This window comes from Candidatus Velamenicoccus archaeovorus (assembly GCF_004102945.1).
Lineage (GTDB): Bacteria > Omnitrophota > Gorgyraeia > Velamenicoccales > Velamenicoccaceae > Velamenicoccus > Velamenicoccus archaeovorus.
In genome coordinates, this window is record NZ_CP019384.1 from 829,701 (window position 1) to 849,469 (window position 19,769).

Sequence of the window (19,769 nt, forward strand, 5' to 3'; positions counted from 1 at the left end):
TCACTGTCTTATGGTCGCATAATACAGGAAGATGACACCTGCCGTGATGATGCTGACCGTGCGGAAGACGCCGATGCTGAAGCTCGAGGCCTCCTGCGAGAAAGTCGTCAAGAGCAGGTTGTCTATGCGGAGATAAAAGATGAAGAGCAAGGATATTGTCAGACAGAATGACAGGATTTTTTTAGGCATCCATTTGCGCAAGACAGCAAGATAAAAGACCAGGAGTACGCCGCCGGCGATATAGAGATTGACGCTTTTGCAAAAGGCGACGACAAGCACGGCGGTCTCATAGACCTGGTTCTTGAGTTCGAAGAAAATATTATCCATTTTTCCTCCGGAAGGCCCACATGAGAAGGCCGCAGATGGGGATGGCGAGGCCTTCGTATAAAAGGATTTTGTCCCAGTGGAGCCTGACGGCGCCGCGAGACCTTTCGTAGAGAGAGCTGGTTTGTTCGGTGATGATGTAATTGTCGCCGCCGATGGCGGTCACTTTGTAGCGGGGCGTGAACCAGGCGATGAGGATGAGGGCCAAAATTCCAGCGACTAAAACGATAAGCTGTTTTTTATTCATCATTTTTCCTCTTGTGATAAGTCTATCTAAAAGAATAAGATGTGTCAATCATTCTTTAATCGAGCCGCAGAATGCGGCGAAGATTAGACCCTTCCTTTATGTAGAATGAGGAAGGTCTACCCTTTCTGGGTAACCCCGCAGAGTATCGGAAAAATTTAGTGCCCGGCAGCCCTGGGCGAGAAATTTTTACGATATCTTACGATACGGGGTCATCCAGGAAAGAAACCCCTAAGCCCCGGACTTTAGTCCGGCGGAGAGATTCCACTCGAGCCGCAGAATGCGGCGAAGATTAGACCCTTCCTTTATGTGGAATGCGGGGGTCTACCCTTTCCGGGTTAGACCCTCCGTTTAGAGGAAGACGGAGGTCTACCCTTTCTGGGTTAGATCTTTCCTTGGCTCAGGTTTTTATGTTTTTGCGAGTATATTTTTGCGAGATGGAGATCAGGCGGCAGCGAACACCTGTTTGATAAGCATCGTGGCGTAACAACCGCGCGGCAGCGTGAAGGCAAGCGTCAGATCCTCCCTCTCTTTTTCCGTTTCTCCGCGGCTGAAAGTATAGGTCATGTCTTCCGGAATGGCCTGGATGGTCCTATCGATGCTTTTAAAATAGGCCTGCCTGATTTTTGTCAGGTTGAAGATGGAGGTTTTCAGTCCTTTTTCTTGCAGGAGCTCATGGTACGTCTCTGCGGTTTTATTGTCTGCCATGAGCATTTTGGAAGATATCGTCGGGATGACGCCCGTTATTTCGGCTCCTTCTTCAGCAAAAAGATAGTCTCCTGCCAAGCCTGGATATCTGCTGGTGATCTTTGCTGTGCGGCGGATGAGCCGCCGCAGGACTTCATTCCAAAGGAAGGCCTGAAAGGAGGCAAAATGGAAAGCAAGCTCGCCGGCGGGGATCTTGCGTAAGAGCGCAAGGAAGTCTTTCGGGTGTTCAGAGAGGTGTGACAGCCATCCCTTTTCCGTGCGGCTGGCGGCTTCTTTGAGGCATAGCGTCCATTCCCCCCAATGTTCGAAGAAGAATGCCTTGCGCCGGACGTCCTCTTTTTTGTCTTCGGAAACCCTGTGGGTCAGGTAAAATTTCACGGCACCGTTGAAATGTTTTCTGATGATCTTTTCTGCTAGGAAGCCCTGGGCAGGATCAAAGGGGCCGAACCGCTGGTCGTCAAAATAATTGAAAAAGCCCTTGCGGGGAATTTCCTTGAGCCTCGGCACGGCCTTCTCTTTTTCGTGCCGGTTTACGTTGCGGACGACGATACGGAACTTGTTTGCCGCGATGAGGTCCGGTCCCATGGGGCGATCGAGATATCCTGCTGTCTCGAGGCGGAATTTCGGCGTCTTGGTGTGCAGGGACGCAACGGCCCCCTTGACCGTGATGAACTGGGTGGCGCAGGCGTGTTTGTCTTTGCGGCCGCCGTAGGAGATGTCTGCCAGGGGTTTGCGGAGGCGTGCAGCGATCTCTTGGACGGCATCAAGGGTGTTGCACTGGCGTTTGATGAGGCGTAGCAGCGTGTAGGGGCCGTTTTTTTTCGGCGCGCCAGCGAGTATTTCTTCGACGACAAAATCTTCCGGCCTAGCCTTGATTTTCATCTCAACAGACCTTTCGACGAGCGTTTTTATCCCGTTTCCAGAATGCCCCGCCTGTAAAGGGAGAGATTGGCGGTGCTCGAAGACACCGCCATAGGCATCCGGGCGGGATTACCTGTCCGTCCTGGCCTCGACGGGATCCCGAAAACAGAGAGGTCCAGCGGGATTCATGGCACGTCAGGTATTTCTTTTGATGTGGGTTCCCGCAAAACGCTGGAGGCCGCCGGACTCTTGGATCCAGCCGTTGTTCAAACCAAATTTTTTGAGGTTTGCCGCTGCTTCTTCGAATTCTTCCAGACGCAGACGCCTGTCGAGAGGGGGATGTTTGTCTGCCAGATAGGCCGGAAAGTACTGGCTCATGAGACTTACATACGTTTCGCATGAGATTTCTTCGGCGATAAACCTGAGGATCTCTTCTGTCCCGCTTATATCTTCCGGCAGGACCAGATGCCTGATGATCATGCCCTTGCGGATGCTCCCGTCGTCGTTAAAAATGGCGGCACCGGCCTGTCTGTGCATTTCTTTTATGGCCTCGCGATTGACGGCAGGATAGTCGGCCGCGCCGGAAAATATCCGCGCCGCTTCTTCGTTTGAGTAACGCATGTCCGGCAAATAGATGTCCACGATGCCTTCGAGGATCTTGAGGGTTTCCGGGAGCTCATAGCCCGACGTGTTGTAGACGATGGGGATGTCCAGGCCGTCACCGACGGCCAAGAGGAGCGCTTCGAGGATCTGGGGCATGACATGGGTGGGCGTGACCACGTTGATGTTGTGGCACCCTTCTTTTTGGAGTGAGAGCATGCCATCTGCCAATTCCCGCGCCTCCATGGGTCTCCCTTCGTCTTTCTGGCTGAACTGGTAGTTTTGACAATAGAGACAACGGAGATTACAGCGGGAAAAAAAGATGGTTCCTGAGCCGCGTTCACCTGAGATCGGCGGTTCTTCGCCGTGATGGGCGAAATAGCTGCAGGTAACGGCCAGCCGTCCTGTGCGGCAGAAACCTTGTTCGTCGCGCAGCCTGTTCGTTCCGCATCTCCTGGGGCAGATCATGCAGTGTTCCAGCATCCGCAGGGCTTCCTTGGATTTTTGGGCCAGCACCCCCTGTTTATACGCATCGATATAACTGGGATACGCCATATTTTTTTTCTATCTGTTGTTTGTATGTTTTTCTGACTTCGTTGAAAAAAGCGATATGGGATTCTTGGCGGTAATCGGGATATGTCCATTCCAGGGGTGCAAAGGTATGGCCGCGGAAAACGAGAGTCACTTCTTCAAAGATGCCTTGGCGGAGATAGATGCGGTGGCTGTGGTTTTTTGTGGTCGCCAAAACGAGTTTTGCCAGGCTGATGTAACCGGGGTCGATGTTGACGGTTCTTTTCTGGGCTCCACGGAATGGCCTGATTTCCAGGCTGTTCGTCCATTGTTTGATCGCAGCCAATGTGTCCGCTGCGATGAGCCTTTCAAAAGACAGAAACTGCCGCCGTAAGCCTTCGCCTAGCTCCCTTTCGTAATAATGGGTCTGGTCGAAAGCAAAAACGGCCGATGTCCTATCGGCGCGCCCAAAACGCCTTTCAAGGAATTTGCGGGCGCATTCAAGCCGTTCGGTGTCTTTTGCGATCAGGCCTGTGATGAGCTTTGCGGGGAGGGACCTTAAAGGGGTGCCCATGAGCCTACAGCTGGATCTTCGGGGACGTGCTGAGCGCTGCGTTCTCGACGCAGTGCTTGACGTAGCGGTCGACGAGTTTCATGTCCGACTTTGATATCTGGTTAAAGTAGATCGCAATGTTGTATTTATTGCTTTCTACCGGGTGAGATGATTTTTCGATGCGCACCACCGTCCCTTCGCAGGTGATGTGCTTGGAGTCTTTGAGATTCCTGGATTTCGGCAAAAGAAGCGTGACCCTTAATTTTGTCAGGACGGGGACGTAGCCGTCAATCTCACAATAGGCGCCGATACAACTGACGTTTTTTGTTTCGGTGACAAAGTCGGCGTCCCTGTCCTTGATCTTAATGGCCAGGTTCTTGTCGGCCCTGGCGAAACGTCTTCTTTCCTGCGCAGAAGTCATGGTTATTTGGCGTTATGCCGCGGGTGCGGCGGCCTTCGCTTTGGAAGCGGTAAAGCATTTTCTGTTGCAATAGAATTTGCCGTTCCTGTAGTAACGTTTTATTCTTTTTAAGGGTTTATTGCATTTGGCGCAATTGACTTTTTTGGATTCTTTGCTGTCTGCCACGATTGTTCTCCTTAACCCTGCCTCCGGCAGGGTTAACCCCGAAGCATAACTTGAAAATTTAGTTCTGCCCGTCTGAGCCTGGCCCGGGTTCCGGGCCGAGCGAAGACTGGGTGTAGAAGAAAATTTTCAAGTTGTCAATGCGAGGGGTCCGTTTGTTTTTATTGAGCCACAAAGTTATTCTTACCGCGCCATCGCGTCATTGATGACGACGTATTCCTGGAGCCATTTTCTAAAATAGGGGTTCAATTCCGAAAAATGGAGCCCTGCCTGGTAGTGATCGGAGAACGCAATCCGTTGAGACCAGACGACTTTCGCGATTCCCTCGATGATCTTGTTGACTTCCGGAAAGTTAAGCTTGATGAGGAAGGAGCTTTCGCTCGGGAAAAAAGACGGCATGTTCATCCGCAGGCCCGTGGTGCTCAGGTCCTTGGAGACCGTCTTTCCTGAAAGTCTCTCAGTCCCAAGGAGTTCATAGGTAACGGGCAGGTTGACGCGGATGCGTTTGGCTTGTCGTTTTTCCTGAAAATTCATAGGTATCGCTCCAAGTCCAACTAAGAATATCACATAAGTTTTTTTGTGTCAAACAGTTTGTGGTCGGGTCTCCGGTCTTTCTTTGTGTTTTATCCGCCTTCGCGCAGCCGCCTTGGACGGGCCAGAGAGCCTCTGGCGGGAAAACCACGGGTGTGAACCTGTGGATGCCCGCCGGCTGTCAGCCGGCGAGGTCCCGCCGAAAACCGGACGAGATGCCGTTTGACCGCTGGAAGACAGACAGGCACCACGGCTCGCCTCTCGGCAAAGCCGAGGGCTGTAAAGCCGTGGGGCTCCATTTAGCGTTTTATCCCGTTAGAAAACCCTGCCCATGGGCGGGATGTTTTAAGGCGGAGGCACGGAGAAAAAGCCCTCTGTCAGCTTTTTCGTTAGAAAGGCTTGCAGTCCTTTTCTAACGGGATTGACAAAGAAAAAGCGAGTGTTATAATTTTCTTAATTCTATGGAGAATCCCGAACTGAAATCAGGACAAAAAGAAGAATTGTCTCTTCAGAAACAGGAGCCAGCCGCGGTCGCCAAGGGGTTGTTGCCCTGCTTCAAGACCGATAAGATGCTATGGTTTATTGTTGTTTTTGGCGTCTGTGGTTTTTTTCTGGCTGCCGCGCTCTTTGCGTTTTTTTCCGGACCTAAAAAGACCCAGAAGTTCCCCGAACTTCACCCCGCCCCGGCAGCTGTCCCTTCTTCCCCTGCGACCGCGGCGTCCGCGCCTGTTGTTGAAACGCCTCAGATTCAAACGCTACCGGCAGAATCAGCAGCCCCTTCGACCATGCCCGCATTGTCTCTTTCGGGTATTCTTTACAGCGATGCGGAAAGCCTGGCCTTGATCAACGGCAAAGTTGTTCCTGAAGGCGGTACGGTGGATGGCGCGAAGGTTGAGAAGATCAGCTCTGATGAGGTGGAATTGAGCTTTGAGGGCCAGAAAATCGTCCTGCGGTCAAGATAACCTTCCTAGCAAGACCTTCCGAATGATGTCCGTCGGAATATTTTCGACGATCTGTGTTTCTCCGATGCGTTTGAGCAGGACAAAACGGTTCTTCCCTTCCCTGAATTTTTTGTCATGAGCCAGCGCCTGCATTGTCCTGCGCAGGATTTTTTTCGGGATATTTGTCGGTAAGCCGATGGTTGTCAGGAGGGTGACCACATCGTCCCTTTCTTTCTTGTCGAGCAACCCCAGGGCCGCGGACATGTCGCAGGCACAGGCCATGCCGATGGCCACGGATAGGCCGTGCGACAAGGAAAAATCCGAGGCCGCTTCCACTGCATGGCCGATGGTGTGTCCGAAGTTAAGGATGATCCGGATATCTTTTGTGTCTCGTTCATCCCTGCCGACCACGCGGGCCTTGATGTCTGCGCAACGGCATACAAGATGTTCCAGGCAGCCTGGATGCCGTTTCAAAAGTTTGCCGGCGTTGCGCGCGATCCATCTGTAAAGGTCCGGATCTTTGATCAGGCCGTATTTAACGGCTTCGGAGAGGCCGGCCATAAGTTCCTTTTTAGGCAAGGTTGTCAGAAGACCGGTGTCCGCAAGCACGAAACGCGGCTGGTAAAAAGCGCCGATGAGATTTTTGCCGCAGCGTGTGTCGACGGCTGTCTTGCCGCCGATAGACGAATCGACCTGCGCCAATAACGAGGTGGGGATCTGTATATAAGGGATTCCTCGCTTGTAGATGGCGGCAACGAATCCCGTCAGATCTCCTGCGACCCCTCCCCCCAGCGCCGCCAGAAACACCCCCCTGCTTTTGTCAAAGGGCAAGATTTTTTCGATTATCTTCAGCGCGAGGTTTGCATTTTTGCTTTTTTCTGTATCGGGAATGGCGAGAAAGCGCAGCAGGATGCCCCCCGAGGTTTTTTTGACTTTCTTTTCAAAAAGTTTCAGGATAGGGGGCGTTGAGATGATGACGCCGCGGCCGGGCAGACCGGCATTTTTGGCCAGGCGTTCCATGTGTTTGAGGATGTTTTTGCCGACGTAGATGTTGTAGGAACCGGAACCCAGGACGACCTTGATCGTTTTCATATGAGACCGAGGATATGAATGACCCAACCGACGATGGGCCAGACGATGATATTGAAGAGTCCTAAATATAATAACGCAAAGAGGATGATAAATCCATAGGGTTCTATCGCGGCGTAACGGATGGCGAGCGGCAGGGGCAATAACCCCATGACGATGCGGGATCCGTCTAGGGGCGGAATGGGGACTAGATTGAAGACGGCGAGGATGACATTGACGAGGATGACATATCCGGCGATCTGCGCCGGGATCGTTTCGGAAACAACCCCTGATTTGACGACGAGCGTTGCCGCGAGCGCCAACAGGAGGTTGGCTGCGGGTCCGGCGAGGCCGACCCAGATGATATCTTTTTTCGGGTTTTTCAGCGCGGAAAAATCGATAGGGACTGGTTTGGCCCAGCCGAAAAGGACGGGCGACTTGACAGCGATCAAAAAGATGGGCAGGAGGATTGTGCCGAAAGGGTCGATATGGGCCAGCGGGTTGAGCGTCAGCCGTCCGCTCCTGGCAGCCGTCATGTCGCCGCGTTTATAGGCGACAAAGGCATGACTGAATTCATGCACGACAATGGCTGAAAAAAAGACCAAAAGGGATATCAGGATACCCATGTTATGGTGCTGGATTCTCTTGCGGGGCAAACAAGCCGGCGTGGCGCGTATCCGGTCGTTTTACTTCTTCGCAGGGGCTTTTGCCTTCTGATCCGGAGCCGGGGTGGCGGCAGGCGCACCAGCTGCTGCAACGGCGCCTTCTTCGGCCGGTTTTTCAGCAGCTTTCTCTTTTTTGATCTTGATGCGAACGGCCTTGATCTTGGGCAGACCAAAAACTTTGCTGTCCTCTTTCCAGAGACCCTTGTTCATCAGGTACTTGATGCGTTCGGTCCTCTTGAGGACTGATTTAGCCTGTTTGCCTTTGACGGCCGCTCCCAGAGATGGATGGATAGACATGTGATTTGGTTCCTTTATAGACCCTGCGCTTATTCGGTATTACCTGGCTCAATCGGATGAGCCAGTATGCCACTTTCTGCGGCATGCGCAGGTCTGTCCTTTCTGGACTAGGCCCTGCGCTTATTCGGAATTGCGCAGGTCTGCCCCTTCTGGGCTAGATTTTTTTAATGAAACAATCAGAATATGTTTTCTTCAGTTCCTTTATCTTTCCCTGGGCCTCTTCCCTGCTGGAATAATTTCCCGCCAAGACGACGAGGTAGTTTCCCGACGGCCTGACAAAAGCCGTGAACCCTTTCTTTGCGAGTGTCTCCGACAGTCCCTTAGCAGCGCTCTCGTTCTTTAAAGACGCAACCTGGATGGCGTAGCCGCCTGTCGGCGCCTGTGTTTCTTTAACCGGTGCCGGCGCGGAAGCTACAGCGGCTGCGGCGATCTGAATCTTTTGAGGTTCAGCGGCCGCATTCTCCGCTATGTTGCGATTCTCGCCTGTTGCCGGCAGGGCGACTTTTTCCGGGGCAGCAGGCAGCTGCGGTTCTTTGATTTCCCCTACAGCTTTTGCCGTGATCAGCTTGCCTTTTTCAACACCCAGCGTGAAACTGGCAATCAAAAGCATCAATACGCAGATAAAAAGGATAATGATGCTCTGTGAGGAGAGCACAACATTGACCGATGAAGAATTTCTTGCCCCATCTTCTTTAATTCCAGAGAGATACGAATAATCCGATTTGTCCTGTTTAGGAAAAACTTCGAATTCGATCTGCTCGCCCCTGGAATTTGTGTTTATCATGTTGGGACTATTATAGTTACTATTGAGTCAAATTCAAGTACTTTTTTAACTTTTTATTATGAAAAACCTTGATAAGGCACTTGACGATCGAAGGATCGAATTGTGTGCCGCTGTACTGTCTGATTTCATCCAGGGCATCTTTGACAGAAACGCGTTCCCTATAGGGGCGGCCGTACACCATGGCGTCAAAGGCGTCGGCAACGGACATGATCCTGGCGCCGATGGGGATTTGGCTCTTTTTGAGACGCGAAGGATAGCCTGAACCGTCGAATTTTTCGTGATGGTGAAGGATGATGGGCAGGACGGGCTTGAGGATCTGGACGTGCTTGATGATTTCCGCGCTCTTGATGGGATGGCGTTTGACGATGTCATATTCCTCTCCCGTGAGGTGAGAGGTTTTTGTCAGGATTTCAGTCGGGATGTTGACCTTGCCGGCGTCGTGGAGCATGCTGGCATATTTGAGACTGTCGACTTCTTTTTTGTTCAGATGCATTTCTTCCGCCAAGGCCTTGACGAGACGCGAAAAATACGGCGTATGGGCATAGGCCGGCGGGACCTTGGAATCAAGAACTGTGACCAGGGATTTGATGGTGCCCATTACCATTTTTTCCTGCTCTAGGTAAAGCTGGATGTTTTTGATCGCCATGACGATCTGTCCGGCCAACGTCATCAGGGTCTCGAGGTCGAAATAGTCGAATCCTCCCTCTTTTTTGATGGTTTTTTTGTTGCGCCGGACGATGATGTAGCCGATGATGTCGTCGCTGATCAAGGGAACGGCCAGAATGTCGTCTTTTTTGATGGCGGAACTTGTGGCGACCAGTTTGCTTTCTAGGCTGCTCTTGACAGGGACCTTTTTGTTGGATAACAAGCGCTTGTTGTTTTCTATGAAGCAGCGCGTTGCGATCTTTTTGTTGTTTTTGGAGGATGTCAGGAGGACAAAGGTGCTGTTATCGGCTTTGAAAATCTGGGACAGGAGTTTTGTGAGGCGGGATGCCAGATCGGTCAGATCGTAGGTTGTGTTGATCAGTCGGTAGATCGAATGCAGGGCCGAGACTAGGGCCTTATACTTTTTTGTAAGGATTGAATAATTTTTCGTGCTCATCGAGAGCAAAGCGGTCTGTCATACCTGCGATATAGTCGCAGACGACTTCGTAGGCGTCTTTTTTTGTCTTGATCTTTTGTTGATGTTCGGCGGGAAGCATGGCCGTATTATGAATGTAGGCACGGAAAATCTCTTCGATGAATCTTCTGGCTTTGTCGGACATCCGGTTGACCCGGTAATGGCTGTAGAGCTCCTTTTTCAGGAACGCGCGCAGGGGTTGTCTCTGTTGTTTCAGGGCGTCGCTGAAATCCACCAAGCGTCCCGGGTGTTTCCTGACGTCATCGATATTCCCGATCTTGTATTGTTTCAAGCGGCGGCTCGATTCCTCGATGGCGTCGTCCACGAGGATGGCGATCAGGTTGCGAATGATCTGGTGTTTTTTCTTTGATGCCTCGATGCCAGGAAAGCGCCGCTCGATCTTTTCTTTGGTGTTACGCCAGAAAGCGACGCTCTCCAGGGCCGATTCGGAGATCAACCCCGACGTGAGTCCATCATCGAGATCATGATTATCATAAGCGATTTCGTCGGCGATGTCAACAATTTGTGCTTCAAGTGAAGGCATTAAATGGGGTTCTAGCTCTCTGGGGATGCGCGCCTTGTCGTAGGAAGTGGTGTGTTTGACGATCCCCTCGCGCGTTTCCCATGTCAGATTGAGGCCCGGGAATTCCGGATAACGCTCCTCGAGTTTATCGACGATCTTTAAGGTGTGGAGATTGTGGTTGAAGCCGCCGTAGTCCTTCATGAGCTTGTTGAGGATCTCTTCTCCTGCGTGGCCGAAAGGCGTGTGGCCGAGATCATGCGCCAGCGAAAGCGCTTCCGTAAGTTCTTCATTGAGCCTCAGGGCCTTGGCCAGGGTTCGTGCGATCTGCGAGACTTCCAGGGAGTGGGTCAGGCGGGTGCGGTAGTAATCGCCCTCGTGGTTGACAAAGACCTGGGTTTTGTATTCCAGCCTTCTGAAGGCGGCGCTGTGGATGATGCGGTCGCGGTCGCGTTGATAGAGGCTGCGATAGGCGTGTTCCGGTTCTTTGTAGCGGCGGCCGCGGGAATCTTTCGACTTGGCCGCGTAAGATGCCAGATACCGGTCTTCCAGTTCGTGGATGTTGACTCCTCCAGGAAAGACCGGAACTTTTTCTGTCGATGAGGTTTGAGCGGCGGCTTTCCTGACGGCCTTGACGGGAGAATTCATCGCGTCAGTTCCTTGTATAAAGATTGCAGAGATTGAGAAATTACTTTCGTATCGGCGATGACGGGCATAAAGTTCGAATCTCCCCGCCATCGCGGCACGACATGGATGTGAAGATGGCCTTCAATGCCGGCGCCGGCCACGCGTCCCTCGTTGATCCCGATATTGAATCCTTCGGGTTTCAGGATCTTCCGCAGGAGCGCCTGGGATTTTTTGAGGCAGTCCATCAGATCCGACATTTCCTCCCTGCTTAGCCTGTCCAAGGAGGCAACATGGCGCGAGGGCGCCACCATGATATGGCCGTTGTTATAAGGGTAAATGTTGAGCATGGCCAAGGAAGTGCGGGTGCGCAGGAAGACATAATGCCTGCAGTCGTTTTTCTTCAGGCGGGCATGGCAGAAAAGGCATCCCTTTTCTTTTTTGATCTTTTTGATGTAGCCGATCCTCCACGGAGCCCAGAGTTTATTCATTCCGCCAGACCCCCCTCTTCTTGTGGATTTCACGCCATAAGACGCCGGTGTCATCGTAAAACACAAGTTTCCCGGGAGATGTTTCATCGTAAGATGCAACGGGATTCATGGCCCTATCCTTTCGATCTTTGCGCGCAAGTCTCCGTTGATCTCGACGATCCCGAAGGTATTATATGGAGCAAAGATCTTGTCGGTGGGGCTTCCCGGATTGAGATAGGTCGTCTTGCCGGATTTTTCCTGGAAAGGCGTGTGCGAATGTCCGAAAACGACGAGGTCGAAGGAATTATCGAAATTTTCCTTGATTGTTTGCAGCATCATCGCGGGGTTGCCGTAACCATGCATGATGCCGATTTTGAAATTTTTGACGGTGAATGTTTCTTTTTCTTTCAGATGCTCGCGTAACTCCGGGGTATCCATGTTGCCGAGGACCGCCTTGAGCGGTTTGAGATGCCTGATCTGCTGATAGAGATCATAAGATGTAAAGTCGCCCGCATGAATGACGAGATCCGATTGTTTTATTTCTGAGACGAGCTGGACTGGGAGTTCTTCATATCTGTCCGGTATATGGGTATCGGAAATGATGCAGATGCGCATTATTTTATGATCCCCGGTTTGCCGTAGAGTTCCAAGAGGTCATTGATGTTTTCGATACCCCAGGTGGCGATACGGGATTCTTTGGCCAGGAGTTTTGCATTGCGGTCGATCTCTCCCAGTCCGATGATGATCTTGTGTACCTTTTTCTGTTTGAAGGATTTGACCATGGCAATGAATTCCGTGACGTCGTGTTCGTTGATGCCGTCTTCTTTGATGGCGGCGATCCAGAGGTTGTCCTGGGTTTTACCGAAGATGCCGACGCGCAGATTGGAATTTTCGAACGTGACGAGTTTAAGCTCTTTGAAGGCGTCGAGCTGGAATTTCTTGCGGTCGATGAGGATCTCATCGTCGATCTCGAACTGGTTGAAGACTTCGCAGATCCTGTCGGCAACCGGTTTTTTGGAGACGTTGAAGAAGGCGTCGATCTCGTTTTGGATCTGGCGGTGGAAATGGGCCACCTGTTCCGTCAGGTCGTGGCTCAAGCTGTTAAGTTTTTCCGCGTGGGCGAATTTGAGCCAGAAGGCCAGAAGCCTGTCCGTGATGACATAAAAAGATCCGTTCTTGGTCAGGATGCCGAGATCGATGAGTTTGTTGCATTTCTGGATGACCTGTGAACGTTGCTGTCTTAACTGGGGCGCCAGGTCTTTGAGGCGGTTTTTTCCAAGGGCGACGGCATCCAGAAGATAGACGAAGTCGTTTTTATTGCGTCCGAGGGTCAGGAGGGCCAGGCGCATCGTGAAGCGCAGGTTGAAGACCCCCCAGTCGTGGAAGAGGAGCTTTTCAAGGGTCTGGATGAGGATGTCGGCGGTCAGGGTTTTTTGCTGGGCGGCGCGGCATGCAACGGCCGCTTCTTCGGAAAGGATCTTGAGGTAAAACGGGTGGCCTCCCGTGAAGTAGATCAGGAAATCCATCAGATCTTTCGAGATCTCGACATCGCCGAAGATTTTCGCAATGATCCGTTCGCTGCCGGGCCCTGTGAAATTTTCCAGTTCCAGCGTTTCAAAATTCCCGAAGAGAAGCGAAAGGTCGCTCAGGAGGATGTCTTTGGCAAGGGCTTTATGGGAACTGGAAAAGATAAAAAGGGTGTTCTTCTGCAGCATGATCCTTTTGCCGAGATCGCTGCAGATCTCGTCATACCCTAGTTTTTTCAGGTGGTGGAATTCGTCGAAGACGATGACGATCCGGCGCTGGCTTTCCGTAGCGAAGAGGTCGAAGAGGTCGAAGAGCTCCGAAAACAGCCGTTCGGGGCGGTCTTTATCAATTTTTTTCAATAGGGATTCCGCAGCTGCCGCCGTTTGGGGCAGGAGGTCTTTGGTGCGTTTGACCAGGATGTCCAATGTTTCTCTGGAGGAGAGAAGCTGGGCGTCTTTAAGATAGTTGAACAAAAGGCTGTTGAGGCATCTTTTGAGGAAGAGGGAATATTCATGGGGGAAGATTTCCACATAGATCGGGATGATCCCCTCTTCTTTGAACCCGTCCAGGAATTTCTTCAGAACGGTGGTCTTGCCGATCAGCTCTTCGCCGAGGATAGCGACATTCTGCCGGTATCCGTCCCGGAAATCCGAGAGGCGTTTATGGAGCAGATCCAAGATTTCTTTGCGTAAAGACGCAATGACGTTATCCATGTCAATCCAGATAAAAGAGCGGGTTTTGCGGCCTGTGTTTTCTGCGGATTTCAAAATGGAGCGAGTCCGTATCCTTGCCGGAAACATTGCCTGCCTTGGCGAGGACGGTCCCCTGTTTGACTTCGTCCCCCAGCTTGACGCTGGATGTCGCGTAGCCGCAGTAGACGGTGCGTAATCCGTCTTTATGATCCAGGATGATGGTCTGTCCGTATCCCGTCAGCTTTCCGATGAAAACAACCCGCCCGTCCCGCGAGGCCATGATGTTTTGCGTGTCGCGTGTCGAAATGTCGATGCCTTTATTGTTGGCTCCCCTGGTTTTTTGACGGAAATAGGCTGTGATGTGTCCCTTGATGGGCCAGATGAAGTCTTCGGTGCCGCCGCCGGCCGTAAAATTGGATGCCGGCGTAATTTTCTTGCGTTGTCCTCCGGGGATGACGAGCCTTTGGCCTGCCGAAATTATCGTTGAATCCTGGATTTTGTTGAAACGGGCAATCTCTTCCGGGTCCGTTTGGTACATGCGGGCGATGCGCCAGAGGGTTTCTCCTGCGGCGACCGTATGTGTGGTTGCCGGTAATGAGGAAGAAGGCGATACGACGGGCAGGGCGGCAACGGTGTCTTGACGGGCTTGGGGCGTTGTTGGTGCGCTTGCGCATGCAGATAATCCAACCACAAGCCATACAGCTACGAGGAATTTTATGTAAGACATATAATGAAACCGACAGCTAAACGAATTTTAAGCGAGCAAGAGGAATCCCCGGCAGGGAACCCACAAATTTTTCCTAAGCGGGTGAGCGGAATCGAACCGCCGTGTACAGCTTGGGAAGCTGCCATTCTACCATTGAATTACACCCGCAAATCAGGTAGCTCGCAAATTTTTAAACATCCTGTCCGCACAGGTGTTTTATTCTATCACCAGGAGGAATCTTCGTCAATAAGTCTTAATGATGGCTTTTGGCTTTTTTACCGGTAGGTCTGCCTTTGGCGATCGGCCGGGTCGGCAGGCAGGTATCGATGAGTCTGATCGAGCAGAATTCTCCGCACATGGTGCAGACGCCTTTGGTTTTTGGTTTGGAAGACAGTTTGTATTCTTTCGTTTTTTTGGGGTCGATGGCACACCGGATCTGTTTCTGCCAGTCCCTGTGCTTTCTGGCGATAGCCATAAGACGGTCTTGTCCGGCAGCGCCCTTGAGGCCGCGGGCGATGTCGGCGGCATGGGCGGCGATCTTTGATGCCACGATCCCCTGGCGGGTATCTTCTACGGACGGATGGCGGATATGCTCGGCAGGAGTCAGATAACACAGGAAGTCGGCGCCGTAATATGCGGCCAAGGCCCCTCCGATCGCACCCGTGATGTGGTCGTATCCGGCTCCGATATCCGTTACCAGAGGGCCCAGGACGTAAAATGGGGCCCCATCGCAGATTTTTTTCTCCAGCTCCATATTTTTTTTGATTTCATGCAAGGGGATATGTCCGGGGCCTTCGATAATGACCTGGACGCCGGCTTTTCTGGCTCTCTGCGTCAATTTTCCGAGTTCTTTCAGTTCGGCTATCTGGGGGGCGTCTGTTGCATCGGCAATACATCCCGGCCGCATGCCGTCGCCGAGGCTCAGGGTGATCCTGTAACGCCGCGCAATGTCGAGCACCCTGTCGAAATATTCGAAGAGAGGATTTTCTTTTCCATTTTTCCTCATCCAGTTGACGAGGATGGCCCCTCCCCGGCTGACGATATCCAGGAGCCTTCTGGACTTCAGGAAGACTTCAAGACTTTTTTTGTTGATGCCGCAATGGATCGTGAAAAAATCAACTCCATCGCAGGCCTGTCCTTCCAGCACATCGAAGATGTCCTCGGCCTCCATCTTGAGAAAAGAACCCCGTTTTTTTTGTGCCCCCATGGCGGCCTCGTAGATCGGAACGGTGCCGACTGGAAGCGGTGATGCCTCAAGGATAGACCGGCGTATTTTTTTTAAATCGCCCCCCAGGCTCAGGTCCATGACGGCGTCTGCGCCGAGGTCGACGGCCAAGGCGAGCTTTTCGAGCTCTGCTTTAAGGTTGATCTTGTCCGGCGATGTTCCGAGATTTACATTGATTTTAGTGGAGAGATTCTCCCCGATGCCGCAAGGGGACGTGATTTGTCTGCGGTTATTGAGCGGGATGACGCAACGGCCGGCGGCCACGCTTTTGAGGAGTGTTTCGCAAGAGATCTTCTCTTTTTCGGCGGCGAGCGCGGCCGTTGCACGGAAATGTTCATCTCGGAGCAGTTCATTATACATGGTTTTTTTTCAAAATGGCTTTGAGTTTACGGGTTGTTGAGGCGATATCCTTTGCCAGGCAGATTTCCCTGCAGACGGCTGTGCGGTCCGACCCGGCCGACAGGATGCTTGGGAGACGGCCGAGATCGATGCCGCCGATGGCAAAGACAGGTCGAGATGTCAAGGAGAGGGCTTGACGCAAAAGTGCTAATCCGCGGGGACGCATGCCGGGCTTGGTAAGAGTGGCAAAAACAGGTCCGAATCCCAGGTAGTCGACCGGCATTTTGCGGCTTGCGCGCACGTCCTTTAAGCTATGGCATGAGATGCCGATAAGCGCATCTGGGCCGAGCAATTTCCTGGCCACGGCAACGGGCGCATCATCCTGGCCTAAATGGACGCCGTCGGCGTCAACCGCTTTCGCGACATCGATACGGTCGTTGACGATGAACAGGCGTCCGGCCTTGCGGGTCATGGATGCCAGCGGTTTGGCGAAGGCGATCATTTCCCTTGCCATGGACGTCTTGTCGCGTAATTGCACGATGTCCACGCCGCCTGCAAGCGCTGCAGCCATGATGCTTTTAAGTTTTTGCGGCCCGCAGACGTCTTTATCGAGGATCAAGTAAAGACGGGAATTTTTTAAGACTTGTTTTTTCCAATTCATAAGTGTCGAAGCGCGTCTTTTGGATTTTTCGGCTGGCCTGGTTGTCCAGCAGTTTTAAAAATTCCTCAAGGACCCGGAGGGCCTCTTTTGTCCTCTGCATGTTCGCCAAAAAAAGGTGGGCCGTAGAGCGTTTCGTCGTCTTATTGGCGAATGTCCTGCCAGGGTCTTGCGCGCTCTTGCGTTCCAGGACCATCCTGAGGCGGTCGACACGGCTGGATTTGAGGATTTTTGTTACGGCATGGCGCAGGCAGCGCAGGCGTCGGCTGAGAGATGCGTCTTTGAGGCAAAATCTTGCGATGTCTTCGCAGACCCGCAGGCCTTCTTTGGCGCGGTTGACATTTGCGTCCAAGACCCTGTAAATTTCTCTTTCGGCGTCTTTGGAATTTTTTTGCACTCGGTTTTTGGAGTTTAAGATAACCGCCTGATCTTCTCAATGATTGCGGTTGTCGATCTGTTTTTGATATAAGGGATTACGCAGACCTTGCCTCCGTCGGCGAGGACTTCTTCGGCGCCGACAATGCGGGAGACGTTCCAGTCGCCCCCTTTGGCCAGGACATCGGGTTTGAGCGCCCTGATGAGTTCCAGGGGCGTGTCCTGGCGGAACAGAACGACATAGTCCACGCATGCCAGGGCCGCCAGGACGTGCGCCCTGTCTGTTTCATCGTTGACGGGCCGTTTTTTTCCTTTCAGGCGGCGGACAGAGACATCGCTATTGAGTCCGACGATGAGAATATCGCCGAGTGTTTTGGCTTTTTCCAGGTAGGCCACGTGTCCGTAATGCAGGATGTCAAAACAGCCGTTGGTAAAGACGACTTTTTTCGCGGAAGAACACCGTAAAATATCTTTCAGGCGGCGGAGCGTTACGATTTTTTTGTGCATGGCCTACGCGCGGTCTTCGATCATCTGGCAGATGATATGGATGACAAGGATGTGGATTTCCTGGATCCGGGCTGTTGTTTTTGAAGGGACGATCAAGGCCAGGCCGGCTTCCTGGGCCAGCCCTCCTCCTGTGCCGCCTGTCAGGGCGATCGTTTTCAGGCCTTTGGCTTTGGCGGTCTGGACGGCAGCCACGACATTTTTGGCCCCTCCGCTTGTCGAGATGGCAAAGGCAATGTCCCCGGCGCGTCCCAAAGCTTCGATCTGGCGCGCGAAGACCCTGCTGAAATCGTAATCGTTGCCGATGGCGCTCAAGAGGGATGTGTCCGTCGTGAGTGCAATGGCCGCATAGGCTTCCCGTTCTTTCTGGAAGCGGCTGACGAGTTCTGTGGCGAAGTGCTGGCTGTCGGCTGCGCTTCCGCCGTTGCCGAAGATAAGGACTTTGTTCCCTGATTTCAGGGCAGCCGCAATCATGCCGGCCGCCTTCTCGATGCGGGAAACCGCATCCTCGTCCTGCAGGATCCTGGTATGAATATCCAGAGAATCCCGCAGAAGGGTTTTAATGGCTTGCTTCATCTTCTTATCCTTCGGCTCAGCCAAAGAATTCCTTGGCGATATCGTAGAGCTCCATATCGACGGTTTTGAGTTTTTCAACGCCTCTTTCCAGGGGGACGCCGATGATCTTTGTTCCGGCGAGGCTGACCATTTGGCCGAACTGTTTGTTCTCGACCAGTTCGACGGCCTTGATGCCGAAGCGCGTGCCCAGGACCCTGTCGAAGGCCGTGGGGGATCCGCCTCTCTGGATATGGCCCAGGACGCTGACGCGCGTCTCGAAGCCCGTGCGTTTCTCGATCTCCTTGCCCAGGTAATCGCCGATGCCCCCGAGCTTCACGTGTCCGAATTCATCCAGACTTTGATCTTTGGTGACATCGGATTCTTTGAGGCGGGCGCCTTCGGCGACAACGACGATGCTGAAGGTCCGGCCTCTCTGGTGTCTCTTTTTGAGGATCTCGCATGTCTTGTCGAGATCGATGGGGATCTCCGGGATCAGGACGACGTCCGCCCCGCCGGCGATGCCGGCGTGCGTGGCGATCCAGCCTGCGTGGCGGCCCATGACTTCGGCGACCATGATGCGGTGATGGCTTTCCGCGGTCGTATGGAGCCTGTCGATGCACTCCATGGCGATATTGACGGCCGTGTCGAAACCGAAGGTGTAGTCTGTTGCGTTGAGGTCGTTATCGATCGTTTTCGGGACGCCGACGACGTTGAGACCTTCCTTGACGAGTTTATTGGCGACACCCAGGGTGTCTTCTCCGCCGATGGCGACGAGGGCGTCGAGTTTAAATTTTTTAAACGATTCTTTGACATTCTCGACGCCTTTGTCTTTTTTATAAGGGTTGGTGCGGCTGGTGCCCAGGATGGTCCCGCCCTTCGGCAGGATGCCGGAAACGGCGTTGAGGTCCAGCGGCACGGTGTCGCCTTCTATGATGCCTTTCCAGCCGTTCTTGAAACCGATGACTTCATGCTTGTCGTTATACGCTTTCCTGACGATGGCGCGGATGACGGGGTTTAATCCTGGGCAGTCCCCTCCGCCCGTGAGTACTCCGATTCTCATGTTTTAGTCCTCTCGATTTCCCGCTGAATCGTTTTGTCTGAAATCGATCCCGCGTCTCCATCAGCGTCTTTTTTTAAGAGACAAGGGACCGTTATGGTTTGACCTTTAGATCTTGATCCCCTGATAAGGGATGGAGATCTCGTCCCGCGGAGGTTCCTGCCGTTTCTTGTTGTTTTTGTCCGGTCCCGAGACGATCTTGGCCACATGGATCCTGACGTTGATCGCTTCGTCGATACCAAAGACCTCTTGGATCTTCGTGGCGATCAGGTCTTGGAGCTTGGCCGTGAAATCGGGAATATGCGTTTCCTGCGCCAAAACGACACGCATGCCGATGGAAATCTCTTTTTTATGCGCCCGGACATCCGCCTTGGCCTCCCTGATCTCGCTCATCTGCTGGGCGAGACGTTTGATCAGATCTTCGACGGCCGAAAGGGTGATGGTGACCTGGCCGTTGGGGTTGGAGAAGGCGATTGTTTTTTCTCTCTGGATCTTTCCTGTGATCGCCTGGGCCGCGGCAAAGCTCAGGAGAATGAAAATGAATCCGGACAACCCCGTCAGGAAGCGCAGATAGCTGTCGGTATAGAAACGGTTGAGCTGCATCACGACATCGCGGATGTCTAAGACATGGAAAGCAAAACACATGGCAAGCGTTCCCAGGAAGGCGAAGACGACCGTATAAAAAAATATGCTTAATGCGGTTCTCATGAGCTCCCTCTCTTTCGCGT

24 protein-coding genes, 1 tRNA gene and 1 pseudogene are annotated in these 19,769 nt (G+C 52.6%); 1 reads left to right on the plus strand and 25 read right to left on the minus strand.

Annotated elements, in window-relative coordinates:
* The 7 genes from BU251_RS03600 to BU251_RS03630 all read right to left on the minus strand — a co-directional run bounded on the left by BU251_RS03600 (position 1) and on the right by BU251_RS03630 (position 4,917).
* Positions 1-327 carry a hypothetical protein gene (locus BU251_RS03600; protein ID WP_128699532.1) on the minus strand — a complete coding sequence of 109 codons (327 nt, stop codon included), beginning with the start codon at positions 325-327 and terminating at the stop codon, positions 1-3.
* Positions 320-574 carry a hypothetical protein gene (locus tag BU251_RS03605; protein WP_128699533.1) on the minus strand — a complete coding sequence of 85 codons (255 nt, stop codon included), beginning with the start codon at positions 572-574 and terminating at the stop codon, positions 320-322. Before BU251_RS03605 ends, BU251_RS03600 begins: the two co-directional genes overlap by 8 nt.
* A 438-nt stretch (positions 575-1,012) precedes the next feature.
* The gene (gene truD / locus BU251_RS03610; protein ID WP_128699534.1) at positions 1,013-2,158 is read right to left on the minus strand and encodes a tRNA pseudouridine(13) synthase TruD; all 1,146 of its coding nucleotides are present in this window, start codon (positions 2,156-2,158) and stop codon (positions 1,013-1,015) included.
* A 174-nt stretch (positions 2,159-2,332) separates the two neighbouring features.
* A complete protein-coding gene (locus BU251_RS03615) occupies positions 2,333-3,292 on the minus strand; it encodes a radical SAM protein (protein WP_128699535.1) in 960 nt (319 codons plus the stop codon).
* Positions 3,261-3,821: a DUF4416 family protein gene (locus tag BU251_RS03620; RefSeq protein WP_128699536.1), complete on the minus strand. Its 561-nt coding sequence runs from the start codon at positions 3,819-3,821 to the stop codon at positions 3,261-3,263. Before BU251_RS03620 ends, BU251_RS03615 begins: the two co-directional genes overlap by 32 nt.
* Before the next feature lie 4 nt (positions 3,822-3,825).
* Entirely contained in the window at positions 3,826-4,221 is a 396-nt protein-coding gene (locus tag BU251_RS03625; RefSeq protein ID WP_128699537.1) for a PilZ domain-containing protein, read from the minus strand.
* Between the two features lie 345 nt (positions 4,222-4,566).
* Positions 4,567-4,917, minus strand: a complete 351-nt coding sequence (locus BU251_RS03630; protein WP_128699538.1) for a PilZ domain-containing protein — start codon at positions 4,915-4,917, stop codon at positions 4,567-4,569.
* A gap of 458 nt (positions 4,918-5,375) precedes the next feature.
* Here BU251_RS03630 and BU251_RS03635 point away from each other — a divergent pair, with 458 nt between their 5' ends.
* The gene (locus BU251_RS03635; protein WP_128699539.1) at positions 5,376-5,876 is read left to right on the plus strand and encodes a general secretion pathway protein GspB; all 501 of its coding nucleotides are present in this window, start codon (positions 5,376-5,378) and stop codon (positions 5,874-5,876) included.
* Here the strand turns inward: BU251_RS03635 and aroB are convergent.
* The 18 genes and pseudogenes from aroB to amaP all read right to left on the minus strand — a co-directional run bounded on the left by aroB (position 5,868) and on the right by amaP (position 19,749).
* Entirely contained in the window at positions 5,868-6,947 is a 1,080-nt protein-coding gene (gene aroB, locus BU251_RS03640) for a 3-dehydroquinate synthase (RefSeq protein ID WP_128699540.1), read from the minus strand. The genes BU251_RS03635 and aroB overlap by 9 nt on opposite strands.
* Positions 6,944-7,549, minus strand: a complete 606-nt coding sequence (locus BU251_RS03645) for a site-2 protease family protein (protein ID WP_128699541.1) — start codon at positions 7,547-7,549, stop codon at positions 6,944-6,946. The genes aroB and BU251_RS03645 overlap by 4 nt, the downstream gene beginning before the upstream one ends.
* Before the next feature lie 60 nt (positions 7,550-7,609).
* Positions 7,610-7,885, minus strand: a complete 276-nt coding sequence (locus BU251_RS03650; protein WP_128699542.1) for a small basic protein — start codon at positions 7,883-7,885, stop codon at positions 7,610-7,612.
* A 154-nt stretch (positions 7,886-8,039) separates the two neighbouring features.
* Positions 8,040-8,669: an SPOR domain-containing protein gene (locus BU251_RS03655; RefSeq protein WP_128699543.1), complete on the minus strand. Its 630-nt coding sequence runs from the start codon at positions 8,667-8,669 to the stop codon at positions 8,040-8,042.
* Between the two features lie 19 nt (positions 8,670-8,688).
* Positions 8,689-9,771 (minus strand): HD-GYP domain-containing protein, encoded by a 1,083-nt coding sequence (locus tag BU251_RS03660; RefSeq protein WP_128699544.1) that lies wholly within the window; start codon positions 9,769-9,771, stop codon positions 8,689-8,691.
* The gene (locus BU251_RS03665; protein WP_128699545.1) at positions 9,731-10,957 is read right to left on the minus strand and encodes a deoxyguanosinetriphosphate triphosphohydrolase; all 1,227 of its coding nucleotides are present in this window, start codon (positions 10,955-10,957) and stop codon (positions 9,731-9,733) included. The genes BU251_RS03660 and BU251_RS03665 overlap by 41 nt, the downstream gene beginning before the upstream one ends.
* The gene (locus BU251_RS03670) at positions 10,954-11,424 is read right to left on the minus strand and encodes an HIT family protein (protein WP_128699546.1); all 471 of its coding nucleotides are present in this window, start codon (positions 11,422-11,424) and stop codon (positions 10,954-10,956) included. The genes BU251_RS03665 and BU251_RS03670 overlap by 4 nt, the downstream gene beginning before the upstream one ends.
* 105 nt (positions 11,425-11,529) lie before the next feature.
* Positions 11,530-12,018, minus strand: coding sequence for a metallophosphoesterase family protein (locus BU251_RS03675; RefSeq protein ID WP_128699547.1), 489 nt, complete (start codon positions 12,016-12,018; stop codon positions 11,530-11,532).
* Positions 12,018-13,643 carry an AAA family ATPase gene (locus tag BU251_RS03680; protein WP_164908843.1) on the minus strand — a complete coding sequence of 542 codons (1,626 nt, stop codon included), beginning with the start codon at positions 13,641-13,643 and terminating at the stop codon, positions 12,018-12,020. Before BU251_RS03680 ends, BU251_RS03675 begins: the two co-directional genes overlap by 1 nt.
* 1 nt (position 13,644) lies before the next feature.
* On the minus strand, positions 13,645-14,349 hold the full coding sequence (locus BU251_RS03685; RefSeq protein WP_128699549.1) for a LysM peptidoglycan-binding domain-containing M23 family metallopeptidase: 705 nt from the start codon (positions 14,347-14,349) through the stop codon (positions 13,645-13,647).
* A gap of 76 nt (positions 14,350-14,425) precedes the next feature.
* A tRNA-Gly gene (locus tag BU251_RS03690) sits at positions 14,426-14,496 on the minus strand.
* 85 nt (positions 14,497-14,581) lie between these two features.
* Positions 14,582-15,913, minus strand: a complete 1,332-nt coding sequence (gene thiC / locus BU251_RS03695) for a phosphomethylpyrimidine synthase ThiC (RefSeq protein ID WP_128699550.1) — start codon at positions 15,911-15,913, stop codon at positions 14,582-14,584.
* Positions 15,906-16,553 carry a thiamine phosphate synthase gene (gene thiE, locus BU251_RS03700; protein ID WP_128699551.1) on the minus strand — a complete coding sequence of 216 codons (648 nt, stop codon included), beginning with the start codon at positions 16,551-16,553 and terminating at the stop codon, positions 15,906-15,908. Before thiE ends, thiC begins: the two co-directional genes overlap by 8 nt.
* Complete coding sequence (locus BU251_RS03705; RefSeq protein ID WP_128699552.1) at positions 16,498-16,902, minus strand: hypothetical protein; 405 nt, start codon at positions 16,900-16,902, stop codon at positions 16,498-16,500. The genes thiE and BU251_RS03705 overlap by 56 nt, the downstream gene beginning before the upstream one ends.
* Before the next feature lie 59 nt (positions 16,903-16,961).
* Positions 16,962-17,375, minus strand: a pseudogene (gene rfaE2, locus BU251_RS03710) (D-glycero-beta-D-manno-heptose 1-phosphate adenylyltransferase); the annotation flags it as partial.
* A gap of 60 nt (positions 17,376-17,435) precedes the next feature.
* Positions 17,436-18,005: a D-sedoheptulose-7-phosphate isomerase gene (locus tag BU251_RS03715; RefSeq protein ID WP_128699554.1), complete on the minus strand. Its 570-nt coding sequence runs from the start codon at positions 18,003-18,005 to the stop codon at positions 17,436-17,438.
* A 16-nt stretch (positions 18,006-18,021) separates the two neighbouring features.
* Positions 18,022-19,044, minus strand: coding sequence for a 6-phosphofructokinase (locus BU251_RS03720; RefSeq protein WP_128699555.1), 1,023 nt, complete (start codon positions 19,042-19,044; stop codon positions 18,022-18,024).
* A 105-nt stretch (positions 19,045-19,149) separates the two neighbouring features.
* Positions 19,150-19,749 carry an alkaline shock response membrane anchor protein AmaP gene (gene amaP / locus BU251_RS03725; RefSeq protein WP_128699556.1) on the minus strand — a complete coding sequence of 200 codons (600 nt, stop codon included), beginning with the start codon at positions 19,747-19,749 and terminating at the stop codon, positions 19,150-19,152.
* Between the last annotated feature and the right edge of the window lie 20 nt (positions 19,750-19,769).